Raw genomic sequence first — 15712 nt, 5'->3', positions numbered from 1 at the left:
CCGGGGCGGGATCACTGATCCCGCCCCGGCCTTCGCAGCGCGAGGGAAGCAGTGGGAACAGTCCAAGCAGAAGGGGAGTGCAGGGAGATGAACAGGATGGCGACGGCGGCCGTGACGATGCGTTCGTACGAGGGCGGGGACGAGGCCGCGGTGCTGGGGATCGTGAATGAGGACCGTCTCCCGGGGCAGCCCGTGGTGACCGCCGGGATGCTGGGTGAGGCCTTGGCGGGGCGTTCCGAGATCGACGCGGGGTGGTGGGAGCAGCTGGCGCCGCCGCGAACGGACGTGGCGGTGGACGCCTCGGGCCGGGTGGTCGGAGTGGTGTCGTACGCGGTGCTCCGCGCGGCGGAGGTGGGGTTCATCCTGTGGCTGCACTGCCGGGAGGACGAGCGTGTGGCGTCGGCTCTGGTGGAGCACGCGTGCACGGAGCTGGGCACGGAGTCGCTGCGTGCGTTCGACTTCTCCTCGGCTCTGACCCGGGGGGTCGAGGCGCTTCCGGTGAGGCACCGTCAGGCCACTCACCGCGCACTGGAGAGGGCCGGGTTCACCGGGGAGGACCTGTGGCGCTACATGCGGATGCCGCTGGGTTCCCCGGAGCTGCTGCCCCGCGGTTCCGGGGCGATGGCGCAGCGGCGTGAGGACGGCAACCTGGGCATGGCGGTCCGTGGAAGCACCGGGCAGGCCGTCGGTGAGGTGGTCGTCGGACCGCCGGTGGAGGGGACCGGGGTGCTGTGGTGGATCTCCGTGGAGCAGGCGGTACGGGGCCGGGGCCTGGGGCGTGCGCTGATCGGTTCGGCCCTGAGGCTGCTCGTGGAACTCGGTGCCCGGGAGGTGGTCCTGTACGTGGACGACGGTCCCCGGGCCGACGAGGACCGCAGCGCCGCCAACCGGCTGTACGAGTCGGTGGGGTTCACCGAGGTGGACCGTCTGTGGTTCTACACGCGGGGGCCGCAGCCGTGAGTGCCTCGTAGAGGCGAGCCCTGTGCGAGCGTGCGCCGCCCGGCCGCTGTTCCCCCGGGCCGGGCCGTGAGAAGCGGCCAACCGCTGTCGGTGCGGGGGCTCTGCGCCCCCCTTCCCGGTGCCTGAGCCTGCACCACACCGGGGTGGGGGTCAACCGAGCAAAAAGCGCTCGGTTGACCCCCACCCCGGCGCGGCGCTGTCGGCCGATCACCGGGAAGGGGACCACAGAGCCCCGGGCCGCATCGGGCGGCCACCCCTCCCGGCCACCGCACAGGAGGAAACCATGCCCGTGAGGCGCACCCAGGACGAGCGCTACCCCGACGGCTACCACGAGCCCCGTACCCTCATCGGGTACGTCGAGAACCCCTACATGGCACTGGACGGGTCCTGGGCCTTCTTCACTCTCGTGGTCCCTCGGGAGGGGGAGCCGATCGAGGACCCGATGCTCGAACACCTGCCGGACGAGCGCCGGGACCACGAGATCGTGCGCGACAGGTACACCGTCAGCGTCCCGGAACAGCAGATCGAGGAGTTCAGCAAGCTGTTCCCGAAGCGCTCTGAGTACACCTCGCGCAGGAACAAGAAGATGTACCGGCTGAACCACCGCCCCTACCGCGTCGTCCGGGTTCCGTTCGTGACCCTCCGGGCGGCCGGGAAGGCCGGCGGGGACGACACCGGGATCAAGGTGGTGACGAGGAAGATCGACTTCGATGCTCCGAAGGACGCCTTCATGGCGGTCCGCAAGGCGGAGGCCGCCTAGGGGCAGTGGCTGGGTCCCCGGAGCGGGCAGTGGCCCGCTCCGGGGCCGGGTTTCGTCGGGGTCCACCGGGCCTGGTGAGGGAGTTGGCCCCGGCGCCGCCGTTCGGCGGCGGTGCCGGGGCCTTCGTCGTGCTGGGGCCGGCTGGTTGCCGACTGTGCTCGGGCGGGTTCGAGGCCGGTACCGGTGTGAGCGCCCGGCGGCCGCAGCCGCCGTTCCGCCCCACCGAGTTCCTGCGCGGTGGGGTTCTTTTCGTGGGGTTCCTTCGTGGGGCTCGTGCGGCTGCCCCGGGCGTCCGCCCTTCCCGGCCCGCGAGCCTGCATCACGTCCCGGCCCGCGAGCCTGCATCACGCCAGAACCGGGGGCGGCAACTGCGGCTTCGCAGCGGTTGCCCCGCCTGCGCTTCCCCTGCCGGGGGCGGAAACCGGTTCGGCTTCACTCGCCTTGTTGGGACCGCCGCTGTGCTTGGGCGTTCGCATCCGGCGGCCTGTGTGGGCTTCGTGGCGCCCGTTCCTCCCCGGTCGAGGGGCCCCGCTCGTGGTGGTCCGTGGTGGCCCCTGCCCGCCGCTTGCAGCCTGCCCCGGGGGCGGGGTGGCCGCAAACCAAAGAGCGGTTTGCCCCCACCCCGCCCCCGGGGCGTATCGGCTGCGCCGGGCAGGGGCCACCACGGACCGCAGAGTGCGGCCATCCCCTCTCCGGCAGAGAGGAAACAGTCATGCGGAAGCGTGTGCTGAAGTCCCTGCAGGCGAAGGCGATCCTGAGGAACTCGTGCCCGGAGAGGCCCTCGGGCGGGCCCTGCGTGTACGTCGCCGGTTCCAGGACCTGCCAACTGTGCGGCAACTGAACCGGTCGGTGCCTTCCGGCGCCCGTCGCACCGCGGCGGGCGCCGGGTCACGGTTGCCCGCCCGCTAGGGGCGGGCAACCCGCGGTCTCCACGGAGGGGTTTCCATGTCATTGACAGGCTCCCGGCGTGCCCGGCGCGTGTCCCGACGGCGGTCCTACGTGCGTGACCGTTCCAGGCCCGGCGGCTTCTTCGCCTGGATCTGGGACGCTGTCACCGGTCTCGCCGGCTTCTTCCGCGACATTCTGAACTGGTTCCGCGGCGATCTCGTCTGAGCGGTCGCGGCGCGGGCTCCGGCCCGCGCCGCAGCCGTTACCCGCCGCCGCCGGCCGGCCGCGTCGAGCGGGCCGGCGGCGGCGGGTAACGTCCGGCCGGAGGCCACCGCCCCCGGCAGAGCTGGGAGAAGGAGCGCACCATGGCGGATACGTGCAGTACCTGCAACGGCCGGGGCAGGATCGTGATCGTCGACGATGACGGGAACTGGGTCGGGCTCACGCCCTGCGGGGACTGCTGAGGCTCCGACGGCGCCGAGCACCACGGCCCCGACGTGACCGTCCCCCGGGCGGCCACGGCCCGGGGAGGTGACAGGCTCTGGCGCCGTCGGACGAGCGGCCGACACGTGCTCCTGCCGAGACGCCGCGGCTTCACGTCGCGACTGTCCCTTTGAGGCGGCCGTGCCAAGCGCGGCGGGTGGTGGTCCCCTGTCCACCGCTTTGAGCCTGTACCACGCCGGGGTGGGAGGCAACCGGGCTCGTTCCTCCCCCGGTTGCCTCCCGCCCCGGCGCAGTACGGACGGCACGCGACGGACAGGGGACCACCACCCGCCGCAGAGAGCGGCGAGTCCCCTGCCAAGGGGAGGATCGTATGAGCCAGGGCCGTAGTCCGCTCCCGAAGGTGATCGTGGCCATCGGGGTGGTGCTTGTTCTCATCCTGCTGATCGGGCTGATCCGCAGCGGCGGCGACAGCGGCTGCAGCGCCACCAGGGTCGGTGGAACGAAGGTGACGACCGCGGCGTTCTCCGCTTCGACGTCCGCCAAATCGTCCTCCACCAGCGGCGGCGGCAGGTCGAGGTCCGGCGGTTCGTCGAGGTCCGGTGGTTCGTCGAAGTCCGGTGGTTCGTCGAAGTCCGGTGGTTCGTCGAAGTCCGGTGGTTCGTCGAAGTCCGGTGGAAGCGGTGGCGGTTTCTTCAGCTTCTTCGTCTTCTGGCACCACAACGACTGCGACTGAGTCCGGTCCCGGTCGGTGCTCAGCCGCACGATGAGGTGCGGCTGAGCGGCCGGGGCTCCCGGTGTCCGCCGGTCACTTCGGCGGGCACCGGGTCTTTTTGCGTTCTCGGCCTGGGGCATACGGGGGCGTGCTGCACGTCGGGGCCGGCCGGCTTGTGTGGCTGCGAGGGCGTGTCGGCGGCAAACGGGTCGTGTGGTGTCCGGTGGAGTGCCGGCCGGAGTGCGGGCTGTCCGGTGATGAGGTGGTGGTGATGCCGGATCGGCGGTGTCTGTTCGTGGAGTCGGCCGGTGGCCGTCCGGTGGCCGCGTGAGGTCGCGAGGTCTGTGAGGTCTGTGAGGTCTGTGAAGTACGTGAGGTACGTGAGGGACGCGAGATCCGTGAAGTGACCTTCTTCTGCTGAGCATCTCCTGAACGCGTGAGGGGGCTCGCGGGGGTGCGGGTTCCGCCACCCCGCCGGGAACGTCCCGGCATTGGAGCGTGACAGGTGCCGGAGGCACCGGGGTTTGCTTCGCCGCACCCCGGTGCCTCCGGCACCTGTCCATGGCGCCCCTGCCGGGACGTTCCCGGCGGGGCGCCGGAGCCCGTCCGGGTTGGTGCCTCCTCCGCGCCTGGAGGTGTCATGTCCTTGTCAAAACCTCGCGGCCTGCCCCACTTGGGTCTGCGACTGTCCGCCGCGAAGCAGTTCATGCCGCTGACGGCGGTGATCGTCGCGACGCTCGCGGGCGCCGTCGCCGAGTTCGTCCTGATGCTGACCATGCCGTGGTACGTGTACGCCACGACGGGCAGCGCGTTCCTGAGCGGACTGGCGCTCACCGCGCAGCTGGCGCCGCCCGCTGCGGCACGGTTGCTGGCCGGTCCGGCGGTGGTGGACCGCTTGGGCCTGCGGCTGACGGCGGCGCTCGCTGCTGCGATCCAGCTGAGCTGCATCATCGTGGTGGCTGTGCTCGTCGCTGTCGACGGGCTGGCGATTCCGGTGCTCCTGGCGCTCCTGGCGCTGGTGGGTGCCGCGGGCGGTGTGGGCACTCTGGCGAAGGACCTGCTGGCCCCCGTGGGGGCGCGGTATGTCGGTGTCGCCGAGGGCCGCGGTATCAGCCTGAGCGCTGTGGTGCTGACGGCCGGCCAGCTGTTCTCTCCTTCACTCGGCGCGTTCCTGGCGCCCTTCGCGCTGACCGGTCTGGTGGTGGTCGCGGCGCTGTTCGCCGTGAACGCTCTGGTTGCCGGCCTGGCACTGCCGAGGGGCATGGAGCCGGAGCCCGTCCGGGCGGCGTCCGGGTACTGGAAGAGCCAGGGCGAAGGGTTCAAGTACTTCTTCGGCAACGGCCTGCTCGTCAGGCTGCACCTGACGCTGGCTTTCGTGGAGTTCCTCGTCGCCCCGATGAACGGCGTGTTCCTGCCCGTGTGGGCCAAGGAGACCGGCGCCGGCCCGGGGGCGTTGCAGGCGCTCGCCAGCGCGGCGGCGGTCGGAGGCGTCGTCGGGAGCCTCGTCGCGGTGTACGTGGTCGAGCGGGTACGGCCCTCGGTGGTCCTGTCCGTGGCGTGCGGCCTGATCGTGCCGCAGCTGTTGGCGCTGGCCCTGACCGCACCGTTCCCGGTCATGGTGGCTGCCTGGGCCGTTTGCGGATTCGCCGGGGCGTTGATCCTGGCGGAGACCGGGAAGCTCTCCTACGGGTTGCCCGCGGAGGAGTTCCGCAGCCGGGCGAAGGCGATCAGCGGCGCGAGTATCAGGGCGGGGAGCGCTCTGGGCGGGAGTGTCTGGGGTGCCGTCGTGGGCGCCTCCGGGCTGACCGTGCTGATCGCGCCCGCCGTGCTGTTCACCCTGGTGGCTCAGGGCACGGTGTTCCGGAAGGACTTCCGGGCGATCACCCCGCAGGTCGACGAGGCTCCGAAGGAGAGGGCCGAGGTGAAGGAGCCCACCGGCTGAGCGTCGGGCCGCTGCCCGCTTCGGCGGGCAGCGGCCCGACCGGCCGGTGACGGGCCCCGGCGCCGCGGGCGCGGCGCCGGGGCCCTTTTCCCTGTGCGGCCGGATGCCCCACGGTCCCGTTGTCGGCTTCCGTGGGACCCGGTGCCGGGCCTGTTCGGTGGTGTCTGCGCCTGTGGGCAGGAGCCTCGGGCGCTGCGCTGCGGCTCGTCGAGCCGGCCACGTCTTCCGCAGCTGGGCGGGCGTGTGCTCCGTGTGTGCGTAGCCGGCCCTATGCCGGCCACGACCAGGCCGCGGCCAGCGGTGTCATCGCGTCGTCTGCCGTCTGCCGTCTGCCGTCTGCCGTCTCCGTCTGCCGGCCGCTGGCCGCCGTGGGCGCGGCGGTTGTGGCCGCGGTGTGGCTTACGGCGCTGTTCGTGCTGCGTCGCGAGCAGCGCTCGGCCCGACGCGTGGACGGCCGGCCGACCGCCGACCGCCGGCGGCACTCTCGGCACGTCCCGACAGGTGCCCCCGAGTTCGGCTTACGCGCGGGCGGAAGGGCGGCGGCCGGGCGAGCTGGACCGCCTGACTCCGAAGCCACCCGGCTACCGGGCCGCCCGAGCCGGCTCGCCCGAGCCGGCGCCCGCGCCCTGGTGCTTCCGGCGGGAGTGCCCGTGTGGGTGAGCCCCCTGCGTCCGTGTCCTTCCCGGCCCGCGAGCCTGCACCGCGCCAGAACCGGGGGGCAACCACGGCTTCGCCGCAGTTGCCCCCCGGTCCCGTCGCGGTGCGGGCGGCATCGTGCCGGGAAGGGCACCGACGCCCAGGGCAGCCCGAACGGGCCGCTCCCCGGCTGTCTTCAGCAGAGGAGCTGTCATGTCGACGGAGATCAACCACTCTTACTGGCGCCTGGGGCTCGAGGGCGTGGTGGTGAAAGTCGCGTCCGAGTGGGACGAGGGCCGGGGCAAGGGCTCCACCCGGCTGGAGGTGGAGGTTCCCCGGGAGGGACGGCGGCCGTGGGAGCCGCGCTCGGACCGGTGGGTCCTCGAGGTCCCGGCCGATCAGCTGGCAGCGGCCCAGGCCCTCTACCCCCCGGGTGGGGAGAGCAAGTCGGGTGAGCTGGGCAAGGCCCTGAAGGACGTGGAGTACCGGTACGTCACCGTCGAGTTCGGCCCCGGCTTCCTCAGGAGGTCCCGGCTGTCCGTCTGGCTGAACCGTCTCCTGCGGCAGCCGCAGGAGCTGGGCGACGTCGAGCGGGTGGCGTTCGGCCCCCTGTACAAGGACGTGCACGGCGGGAACGCGGCGTAGGGCGCGGGGCGAGAGCCCGGCACGGTACCGGCAGGCCCCAGCCCCCACTCCGGTGGGGGCCGGGGCCTTTCCATGTGTGGTGGTCCCCGGGGCGGGGTGTGGCCGGGGCGGGCCGGCTTCGGACGGGGGGCGGGCCTGGTGCTGTGCCGGGCCGGGTTTTGCCGGGCTCCGGGAGCGGCTTGCCCGCACTCCCGGGTGCAGGCCCCTGGAGCGGGGCCGGCCGCGGGATGCCCCGCCGGGGGTGCCCCGGCACTGGAGCGTGACAGATACCGGAGGTACCGGGCCTTGCTGCGCTGCGCCCCGGTACCTCCGGCACCTGTCCTTGGCCCCCCTGCCGGGACACCCCCGGCGGGGCATCGGGCCCGTCCTTTCCAGGGTCCCGAGCCCCCTATGGGTTCGGGAGGTCATGACAGATGTCACGACCGTTTTCCAAGTACGGGCCGCTGTCGTGGGTGCTTGCCTCCACGGTGGCAGGGAGCCTGTCCATGTACATCCTCGCTTTCACTCTCCCCTGGTTCGTTCTCCAGGCCACGGGAAGTGCGGGACGGGCGGGACTGATCGTCTTCGCACAGCTGGTCCCGCTGCTGCTGGCGCGGCTTTTCATGGGTCCGGTCGTGGACCGTGTGGGGCTCCGCAAGGTAGCGGTGACCGGTTCGCTGATCGAGACCGTCAGCGTCGGGACGATGGCGCTGCTGGCAGCCACTGACCGGATCACGTATCCCGTTCTGGTCGGGCTCGTCGCCGTGCTCGGCGCCGCAAGCGGTGCCGGGGTACTGGCGAAGTCGTTCCTCGCTCCTTCCGCGGCCAGGTACGTCGGCCTGACGGAGAGCCGAGGGATCAGCATGAACGCCACGGCCATGACGGTCGGGCAGGTGGCCGGTCCGCTGATCGGCGCTGTGCTGGCGGCAGTCAACGCTGCCGTTGGGATGGGCATCGTCGCGGTCCTCTGCTTCACGAGCAGCATGATCATCGTGCGGCTTCCGTCGGGCATGGAGCCGGGCGCGCAGCAGCAGAAGCAGGAGGGCTACTGGAAGAGCCTCACGGGAGGCGTCTTGTACTTCGGGCGGGACAAGCTGCTCGTCCGGATGTACGTGACGCTGGCGCTTCTGGGGCTCCTGATGTCCCCCATGAGCGGGGTGGTGCTGCCGCTGTGGGCGAAACAGTCCGGCAGCGGTCCGGAGATCATCGGTGTCCTCACCGCGATCGCGGCGTGTGCCGGGCTTGTCGGCAGTCTCGTGGCCATCCACGTCACGGAGAAGGTACGGCCGTCCCTGGTTCTCATGGTCGGCTATCTCCTCTGCATGCCTCAGCTCCTGGTGATGGCGCTGGGCGTCCCGTTGTGGGGAGTGGTGGCGGTCTGGGTCGTCGCGGGGTTCGCGGGAGCGTTCCTGCCCCCGGTGACGGAGAGGATCACCTACCACTACCCGGCTCCGGAGTTCCGGAGCCGGGTTCGTTCTCTGGGCAGTTCGGTGGTCTACCTGGGCAACGCGGTGGGGAACCTCGTGGTCGGCCTGGCGGTGGACCGCTTCGGACTGACCGCACCCCTGCTCGGGGCGGCGGTGGTCTACGTCGGTGTGCTGTTCTGGTTCCTCAGCAAGCCGGACGTACGGCGGCTGACGCCGGACATCCGGACGCCGGACATCCGGACGGCGGAGGAGCCGAAGGGCGGTGGACGCTGAGCGTCGGCCGCTGCCCCGGCGAGGCAGCGGCCTGACCGGCCCGTCTCCGGGCCCCGACGCCTTGCGGCGACGGGGCCCGTTCGGTGTGTGTATGCGCGGCGGTGATCCCGCCACCGGCTCACCTGGGGACCGGCTCTCTTCCTTGAGGTGAATCCGGCCGGCACCGGTTGGTCTGCGGAGGGCATGCGGCGTGAGTTCTCCCGGCCGGACCTGCTCGCCGGATGACGGCGTTCCGCGAAGGGGGAAACGGCCGTCGGCCCGCGGGAAGGTGCGAGGGAACCCAAGGTCCGGTCCCGAAAGGGGAACTGGTCTGCTGGCTTCCGGAGCCGTTCTCACAGCCGTTCTCACAGCCGTCCTCTATCCGTTCTCTGCCCTGTTCCCCAGCTCTGCTCTCGGACTGGTCCTCAGTTCCGTCCGAGCCTCTGCGGATTCGCCGTCGCGTTCCGCCGCTCCGACTGCGGCAGCTCTCTCCGACTTGGCCCCGCTCCTTGTCCGACAGCGGCCCGGTGCCACCGGGCTTCGAGAGGGGTCCGTGGAGGCCCCTGCCCGCCGCATGCAGCCTGCCCCGGGCGCGGGGCGGCCGCAAACCAAAGAGCGGTTTGCCCCCACCCCGCCCCCGGGGCGGATCGGCTGCGCCGGGCAGGGCCCACCACGGACCCCCTCCCCTCACGACGGAGGCACCGCCCGGCACCGTCGAGAAGGAGTAAACGGTGGCGATTTCGTCGGAGAAGCTGAAGGAGTACCAGCAGTCGCAGGACAGCGCGGACCAGGCCTCCCAGGACGCCGAGGAGCTCGCCGAGTCGGCGGACCAGCGCGGTGACGAGGCGCTCAGCCGGTAACAGGCCGGAGTCCGCCGCAGCGGCTCGGTAGCAGGCCCCGGGGCCGCCGGAATTCCGGCGGCCCCAGGGCCTTGTCGTGTGTGGGGCGCTGGGTGTGGCCGAATGCGCGCCGGCCGCCAGTTGCCGTACTGACGCGCCGCTGCCAGTTCGCCACCCTTTGGCGCCGGGGCCGAACCATGCAAGGGAGTCGGGGCTCCTCGTCCTGCGCACTTTCGGGCTCGCCGTCGGACTTCTGCGCGACAACGTCGCCGTGGCCCGGGAGCGGAAGGGCCGGCGTCTGCCCGCGCTCCATCGCATTCGCGTCGCTCTCTCGGAAGTGCCGGGCGGCCGACTGCGTCCGCGAGTCCCTTGGCAGTCCCTGCCCGCCGCTTGCAGCCTGCCCCGGGGGCGGGGTGGCCGCAAACCAAAGAGCGGTTTGCCCCCACCCCGCCCCCGGGGCGGATCGGCTGCGCCGGGCAGGGCCCACCAAGGGCCCTCTCCCGAAGACGGAGTCGGTCGCCCGGCACTTCCGAGAGAGGAATCTCAAGATGGCGCTCAGGTGGCAGGTCCTCGACGACGGCTCGCTCCAGGTCTGGGACGATGGCTCGGACGGGACGGAGTCCGGCGGCGAGCAGCAGGGCGAGCAGTCGCAGAGCACGGACCAGCAGGGTGAGAAGCAGTCCTGACAGGTGAGTGAATCGGCCTCGGGGCCGCCGATGTCGGCGGCCCCGAGGCCGTTCGTCGTGTGCGGGAACCCGAGCCGGCCGCCGGTTGGTTTCAGGACGGTTCCGGCGCCTGCGCCGGCACAGCGGTGAGGGGGTGCGGGGAAGCGGCTTCCTGGCTCGCATGTGTCTGAGGTGTGGGCCACGGGGTCGGCGCGTTGCCGTTCGCCGCAGTGTCCGCGTCAGGGGACTCACTGTCGCCCTTGCCTGCCTGCTCCGCTGCCTCGCTGCCGGAGGAAGCGCCGGCATTCTGCTGGTGGAGGCTGAGGTAGTCCCGCACCTCCGCCGAGGTCAGGCCGAGGGCGGCGGCCGCGTCGCGCCGGCCGCCGAACGCGGCGACCGCTTCGGCGACGGACGCGGCCACGTCGCGGCGGGCGTCCTCCAGCTTGGCTATGCGCTGGTCGTAGGTGGTGATCGCGGACAGCTGGGCGGCCTGCCGCCGCTTGGCCTCCTCCAGCTCGCGCTTGTGCTGTTCGCGCAGCGCCTGGCGTCGCTCCTGGAGGCGTTCGTTGTGTCGTGACGTCATGTCGGCACATGCTTCCCGATCACAACGCCCGCCACAAGTGGCGTCGTTGCCCTGTGGATATCCCGCCGCGGGTGCCGGTCCCGCCGGCCCGCGGCGGGACCGGCACCCGCGGCGGGACCGCAGCAGATGTTCGGTCGTGGTCGGGTGCGGACCCGTCCGCACCCGACCACGACCGAACATCAAGGAACGGCCCACGGCCGTTCCTTGATGTGAGGGAACCAGGGAGATCTTTCGGCCTCATCACCGGAGCAGACTTGTCTGCTCCGGAAAAGGAAACGTCCATGTATCGGTGGTCTGCGCTTCCCGACGCGTCGGGAAGCGCAGACCACCGATACATGGACGTTGAAGTTGAAGCACACCTCTTGCTATTCAACCGCCCATGCGGTGAACTGCTGGTATGCAGAAGATGGTTGCCCCCTCGCCGTGGCCGCATGTGGCGCGTGCGGCGCGGTCCGGAGGGCGCCGGTGATCACACTGCATCCGATATCGGCGGGGTCCGGTATCGACTATCTGATGCGCACTGTCTCGGGTGATGACGTGCGGGCCGTCCAGAAGGATCTGGCGGCTCACTGGGCCGAGGGCGGGGACACTCCGGGGGAGTGGATCGGGGCCGAGGCGGCTGCTCTGGGGCTGTCGGGAACGGTGACCCAGGAGGCGGCCGACGCGGTCTTCAAGGACGCCGTCGACCCGGTCAGCGGCCGGCGGCTGGGCCGGGCGTGGCCGCGCTACACGCCCGCCGACGAGCTGTACGCGAAGTACCTGCAGGCGGAGCCGAAGGCCGGCGAGGCGCGCCGTCAGCAGCTGCGGGCGAAGGCGGAGAAGGAGGGGAACCGGACGGCGCGGGCGGGCTGGGAGATGGTCTTCTCGCCCGTCAAGAGCTTCTCTCTGCTGTGGGCGACGGCGGACGACGAGCGGCGTGCGCGGCTGGAGGCGGTGGAGCGCGCGGCCTTCGAGAAGGTCTTCGCGCGCATCGAGAGTGAGATGTGCTGGACCCGTGTGGGGCCGACCGCCGCGTCCCAGGTGCAGGTGCCCGGGCGGGGGTTCATCGCCGCTGTCTTCTCCCACCGCAGCTCCCGCGCGGGGGACCCGGACTTCCACCGGCACCTGGAGATCAGCTCGAAGGTCCGCACCGAGGACGGGCGCTGGCTGGCGCTGGACGCGCGGCCGCTGCACGCGCGCCTGGTGGAGTTCTCCGAGCAGTACACCGCGGAGCTGGAAAGGGGGATGGCGGCGGAGTTCGGGGTACTGGCGGCGGCCCGGCAGGACTCGGTCCGGCCCGCTCGCCGGCCGGTCCGGGAGTTCCTCGGGGTGGGTGAGGAGGCGGTCCGGGAGCTGTCGCGGCGGCGGCGCGGCACGGAGGCCGTGCTGGCTTCGATGACCCGTGAGTTCATGGCGCGGGAGGGGCGTGAGCCCTCGCGTGCGGAGGAGTACAAGCTGGCTCAGGCGGCCACGCTGACGGCTCGTCCGGCCAAGCGGGCGACCACGGTCGAGGAGGAGCGCGACAGGTGGACCGGGCAGCTCCGGGGGCTGGGGGTGGAGCGTCCTGAGGAGCTGCTGCGGCACGCGGCCGAGGTCTCGCGGGAGCGTGCGCGGTCCGCGGCGGAGCCGGTCGTTCCGCTGGCCGGGATTCCCGCGCGGGCGCTCCGTGTGCTGGAGGGGCAGCGGGCCCAGTGGACGCGTTCCAACGCGGCGGCGGAGGTCTACCGGCAGCTGGTCGAGACGGGCTGGCATGTGCGTCTGGACGACGCGGCGTTCGCGGAGACGGTGGAGCGTGCCACCGACGCGCTGCTCGATCCGCGGCTGTGCGAGCGGCTGGACGCACCGGATGCGGTGGCGCTTCCTGAGCGCTTCCGCCGGGCCGACGGCTCCTCCGTTTTCGAGCCGGTGGCGACCGGCCAGGTCTTCACCTCGCACGGGATCCTGGCCGCCGAGCGGGAGCTGGTGGAGGCCGCGACCCGGCCGTCTCCGGTGCGGGTTCTCAGCGGCGAGGAGGTCGACGCCGCTCTTGCCGCGGGCGATGAGGAGCGGGGTTTCCTGCCCAGCGCGGAGCAGCGCCAGGTGGTGCGGAACCTGCTGGGATCGGACGTGCGGATCGGTGCGGTCATCGGTCCGGCGGGCACCGGGAAGACCACCATCATGCGGCTGGTGAGGGAGGCCGCGGATGCGCACGGGCTGCCCGTGCTGGGGCTGGCGGGCGGCCAGGTGCAGGCCGACAATCTCGCTGAGGAGGCCGGCATCCGGGCGGAGAACATCGCCCGCTGGCGGTACATGAGCGAGCGCAGCGGCGGGTCCCGGTGGTCGCTGCGTCCCGGGCAGATCGTCATCGTGGACGAGGCGGGCCAGGCGTCCACGCCGGATCTGCACGCGCTGGCCGGGCAGGTGGAGGCCGTGGGCGGGCGGCTGCTGCTGGTGGGCGATCCGCGCCAGCTGGGCTCTCCCGGTGTGGGGGGTGCGCTGGCTCTGATCGAGGCCGACGCGGGGGCCCAGTACCTGTCGGAGGTGCGCCGGTTCCGGGACGCCGACAAGACGGTCCGCCGCTGGGAGGTCGAGGCCGCGGCGTCCCTGTCGCGGGGCGACGCGGACATCTCCTTCGACGCGTACGCGCAGCGCGGCCGCATCCTGCACGGTGGCGCGGATGCCATGCTCGACGCCGTCTACACCGCCTGGCGGCGGGACCTCGGGGACGGCCTGAACTCGGTCATGATCGCCTCCAGCAACGCGCTGGTTGCGCAGTTGAACGAGCGTGCGCGCGGTGATCTGGCGGCCCGCGGCCAGGTCGACACGAGCATCGAGGCGACCCTGGGGGACGGCAACCGGGCGGGGGCCGGGGACCGGGTCGTCACCCGTGCCAACGACCGCCGGCTGCGCACCCACGACGGCCGCCAGTGGGTGCGCAACGGGGACACCTGGAGGGTGGAGGCCGTCGAGGAGGACGGCGGCCTGACCGCGGTGCACGACCGCACCGGGCGCCGCGTCACGCTGCCGGCCGGCTATGTCGCACAGGCCGTGGAGCTGGGTTACGCGGTCACCAAGGACCGCGCCCAGGGCCTGACCGTCGATACGGGTCACGCCCTGTTCGACGGCTCCATGGACCGCAACGGCGCCTACCCGGCGCTGACCCGTGGCCGCTGGGCCAACTACGCCTATCTGGTCACCTCCCAGCCGGCCGATCCGGAGACCGGCCGGCCCGGTGAGCGGCTCACGGCCCGCCAGGTGTGGCAGTCCGTGCTGCGCCGTGACGGCACCCAGCAGTCGGCCACCATGACCGCCCGCCGCAGCGCGCAGGCCGCCCGTTCGGTGCGGCAGAACGCGGCCCGGCTGGCGTTCGTGCTCGATCAGATCGCCGACGACCGGGCCCGCCTCGCCGTCGCCGGTGTGCTGGGCGAGGACGCCGCGCGGCAGCTGACGTCGGCGCCCGCCTGGCCCGCGCTGCGCGCCCAGCTGGGGCGGCTGGCCGACGAGGGATTCGACACCGACCGGCTGCTCGAGGCGACGTGGAACCAGCGGGACTTCCTGGACGGCGACGGCAACCCGGTGCGGGACATCGCCGCCGTCGTGCACGCCCGCAACGCCCGCGCCGTCGACGCGGACGAGGGGTCGCCCGGCTCCTTCCGCAGCGCGCAGGACGCACCCCGTCCGGCCACGGCGCCGCGGCTCGTCACCTCCCTCCCGGCACCGGACAGCGACCCGCTGGCGGCGCTCGGGCTGCTGCTGCCGGACGCCGAGGAGGGCGACGATCCGCAGGCCCTGCGGGCGGCCGAGGCCCTGGCCGCCACGGTGCGGGAGCGTGCCGCGCAGCTGGGCGCGACCGCCCAGCTCGACGCCGAGGCCGGCCGGGGATGGGCCGCCGCCTACGGTCCCCGGCCCGCCGGTGAGCGGGAGGCGGCGGCCTGGCGGGAGCGGCTGACCGCGGCGGCCGTCTACCGGGACCTGGCCGGCCACGACGGGCCCGCCCCCACCGGTCCGGCCCCCTCCGCAGGGGGCACGGAGGCGGAGCTGCGCGGTGTGTGGCGTGCCGCGCAGCCGCTGCCGGATCCCGCCGCGACGGCGGCGGAACTGGCCGCCGAGGCCCCCGCCTGGCTGGATGTGCTGGGACCGCGTCCGGGTGCCGGGGAGGCGGCGCGGGAGCTGTGGGACCGGGCTGCGTGGGCGGCCGGAACCTACCGCCGGCTGTGGGAGTTCGGGCACGAGACCGTCGCGCTGGGGCAGCGTCCGGCCGACCCGGTGGCCGCCGCCGATTACGACGCCGCGGCTGCCGCGATCGCGGCGTGGCGGGCCGGATCCGGCACCCCGGTGCCGGGGCGGCGTCCGGCCGAGAGGGTGGGCGAGGAGCTGCGCCGGGCGGACCGCAGAGGCCGGCTGAGCGCGGACCGTGTCCAGCGCGCGGAGGAGGCACTGGCCGCCTTGCAGCGCGCGGAGGCGGCCCGCGAGACGGCCCTGCAGGCCGCCCGGGACGCGGCCAACCGCGCCCACGCGCTGCGCGACGCGGACTCGCCCGAGCGGGAGCAGCGGCTTCGGGAACTGGCCGAACGGGCGGCCGCGGAGCAGGAGAAGGCCGCCGCCCAGGAGCGCCTGATCGCCGAGGCCCGCGAGACCCTCACCGAGCTGGCTCCGGGGCTGCTGGAGGACCGGGAGCGGGCGAGGGAGGGCTCCAACGCCCGGCGGGAGCTGGCGCGGCGGGCTCTTGGTGGCGAGAGGGAGGAGGAGCCGGCCGCCCCGGCTCCGGTGGTGCCCGCCTGGCAGGAGAGGCCGCACGGCCGGCTCACCGACGCCCAGCTGCGGGAGGCCCACCGCCGGGCGCTGGACGCGGCGACGGCCGCCGACGGCGCCGCCGTGGAGCAGGAGGCGCGGGCCGCGCGGCTGGCCGCCGAGGCGGTTCCCGGCGGCCGGGTCGAGCAGCGGATCGCCGCGCAGGCGGCGCGGGTCGAGGCCATCCGCGAGTGGCGCGCCGCCCGGCAGCGGGCCGAGGACGCGCGCCGG

The 15712-nt window shown here is 73.0% G+C and carries 10 protein-coding genes; 9 read left to right on the top strand and 1 reads right to left on the bottom strand.

Features of this window, described 5'->3' with window-relative positions:
* The first annotated feature begins 87 nt into the window (after positions 1-87).
* From FM076_RS32740 to FM076_RS32710, 8 genes are all read left to right on the top strand, one after another.
* Positions 88-960 (top strand): GNAT family N-acetyltransferase, encoded by an 873-nt coding sequence (locus FM076_RS32740; RefSeq protein WP_243275275.1) that lies wholly within the window; start codon positions 88-90, stop codon positions 958-960.
* Positions 961-1243: 283 nt separating this feature from the next.
* A complete protein-coding gene (locus FM076_RS32735; protein WP_173875176.1) occupies positions 1244-1720 on the top strand; it encodes a hypothetical protein in 477 nt (158 codons plus the stop codon).
* A gap of 1702 nt (positions 1721-3422) precedes the next feature.
* Positions 3423-3785, top strand: coding sequence for a hypothetical protein (locus tag FM076_RS32730; protein WP_173875175.1), 363 nt, complete (start codon positions 3423-3425; stop codon positions 3783-3785).
* A 619-nt stretch (positions 3786-4404) separates the two neighbouring features.
* The gene (locus FM076_RS32725) at positions 4405-5706 is read left to right on the top strand and encodes an MFS transporter (protein ID WP_173875174.1); all 1302 of its coding nucleotides are present in this window, start codon (positions 4405-4407) and stop codon (positions 5704-5706) included.
* An 849-nt stretch (positions 5707-6555) separates the two neighbouring features.
* Positions 6556-6987, top strand: a complete 432-nt coding sequence (locus FM076_RS32720; RefSeq protein WP_173875173.1) for a hypothetical protein — start codon at positions 6556-6558, stop codon at positions 6985-6987.
* A gap of 413 nt (positions 6988-7400) precedes the next feature.
* The gene (locus FM076_RS32715; RefSeq protein WP_274598969.1) at positions 7401-8666 is read left to right on the top strand and encodes an MFS transporter; all 1266 of its coding nucleotides are present in this window, start codon (positions 7401-7403) and stop codon (positions 8664-8666) included.
* Positions 8667-9376: 710 nt separating this feature from the next.
* Positions 9377-9505: a hypothetical protein gene (locus tag FM076_RS34830; RefSeq protein ID WP_274598968.1), complete on the top strand. Its 129-nt coding sequence runs from the start codon at positions 9377-9379 to the stop codon at positions 9503-9505.
* A 527-nt stretch (positions 9506-10032) separates the two neighbouring features.
* A complete protein-coding gene (locus tag FM076_RS32710; protein WP_173875171.1) occupies positions 10033-10170 on the top strand; it encodes a hypothetical protein in 138 nt (45 codons plus the stop codon).
* A gap of 91 nt (positions 10171-10261) precedes the next feature.
* Here FM076_RS32710 and FM076_RS32705 read toward each other — a convergent pair whose 3' ends face one another.
* Positions 10262-10732: a hypothetical protein gene (locus tag FM076_RS32705; RefSeq protein ID WP_173875170.1), complete on the bottom strand. Its 471-nt coding sequence runs from the start codon at positions 10730-10732 to the stop codon at positions 10262-10264.
* Between the two features lie 465 nt (positions 10733-11197).
* Between FM076_RS32705 and mobF the strand changes: the two genes are divergently transcribed.
* The coding region (mobF, locus tag FM076_RS34825) for a MobF family relaxase (RefSeq protein ID WP_173875169.1) at positions 11198-15712 on the top strand (4515 nt) is incomplete at its 3' end.

It is taken from the genome of Streptomyces albus subsp. chlorinus, from assembly GCF_013302895.1.
In the GTDB taxonomy this organism is placed as follows: Bacteria; Actinomycetota; Actinomycetes; order Streptomycetales; family Streptomycetaceae; genus Streptomyces; species Streptomyces chlorinus.
Note: the sequence above shows the minus strand (reverse complement) of the source record. Positions and strands in the feature narration are given on the sequence as shown.

Coding starts and splice junctions, on each gene's coding strand:
- FM076_RS32740 (WP_243275275.1), top strand. CDS start 88: ATGAACAGGATGGCGACGGCGGCCGTGACGATGCGTTCGTACGAGGGC.
- FM076_RS32735 (WP_173875176.1), top strand. CDS start 1,244: ATGCCCGTGAGGCGCACCCAGGACGAGCGCTACCCCGACGGCTACCAC.
- FM076_RS32730 (WP_173875175.1), top strand. CDS start 3,423: ATGAGCCAGGGCCGTAGTCCGCTCCCGAAGGTGATCGTGGCCATCGGG.
- FM076_RS32725 (WP_173875174.1), top strand. CDS start 4,405: ATGTCCTTGTCAAAACCTCGCGGCCTGCCCCACTTGGGTCTGCGACTG.
- FM076_RS32720 (WP_173875173.1), top strand. CDS start 6,556: ATGTCGACGGAGATCAACCACTCTTACTGGCGCCTGGGGCTCGAGGGC.
- FM076_RS32715 (WP_274598969.1), top strand. CDS start 7,401: ATGTCACGACCGTTTTCCAAGTACGGGCCGCTGTCGTGGGTGCTTGCC.
- FM076_RS32710 (WP_173875171.1), top strand. CDS start 10,033: ATGGCGCTCAGGTGGCAGGTCCTCGACGACGGCTCGCTCCAGGTCTGG.
- FM076_RS32705 (WP_173875170.1), bottom strand. CDS start 10,732: ATGACGTCACGACACAACGAACGCCTCCAGGAGCGACGCCAGGCGCTG.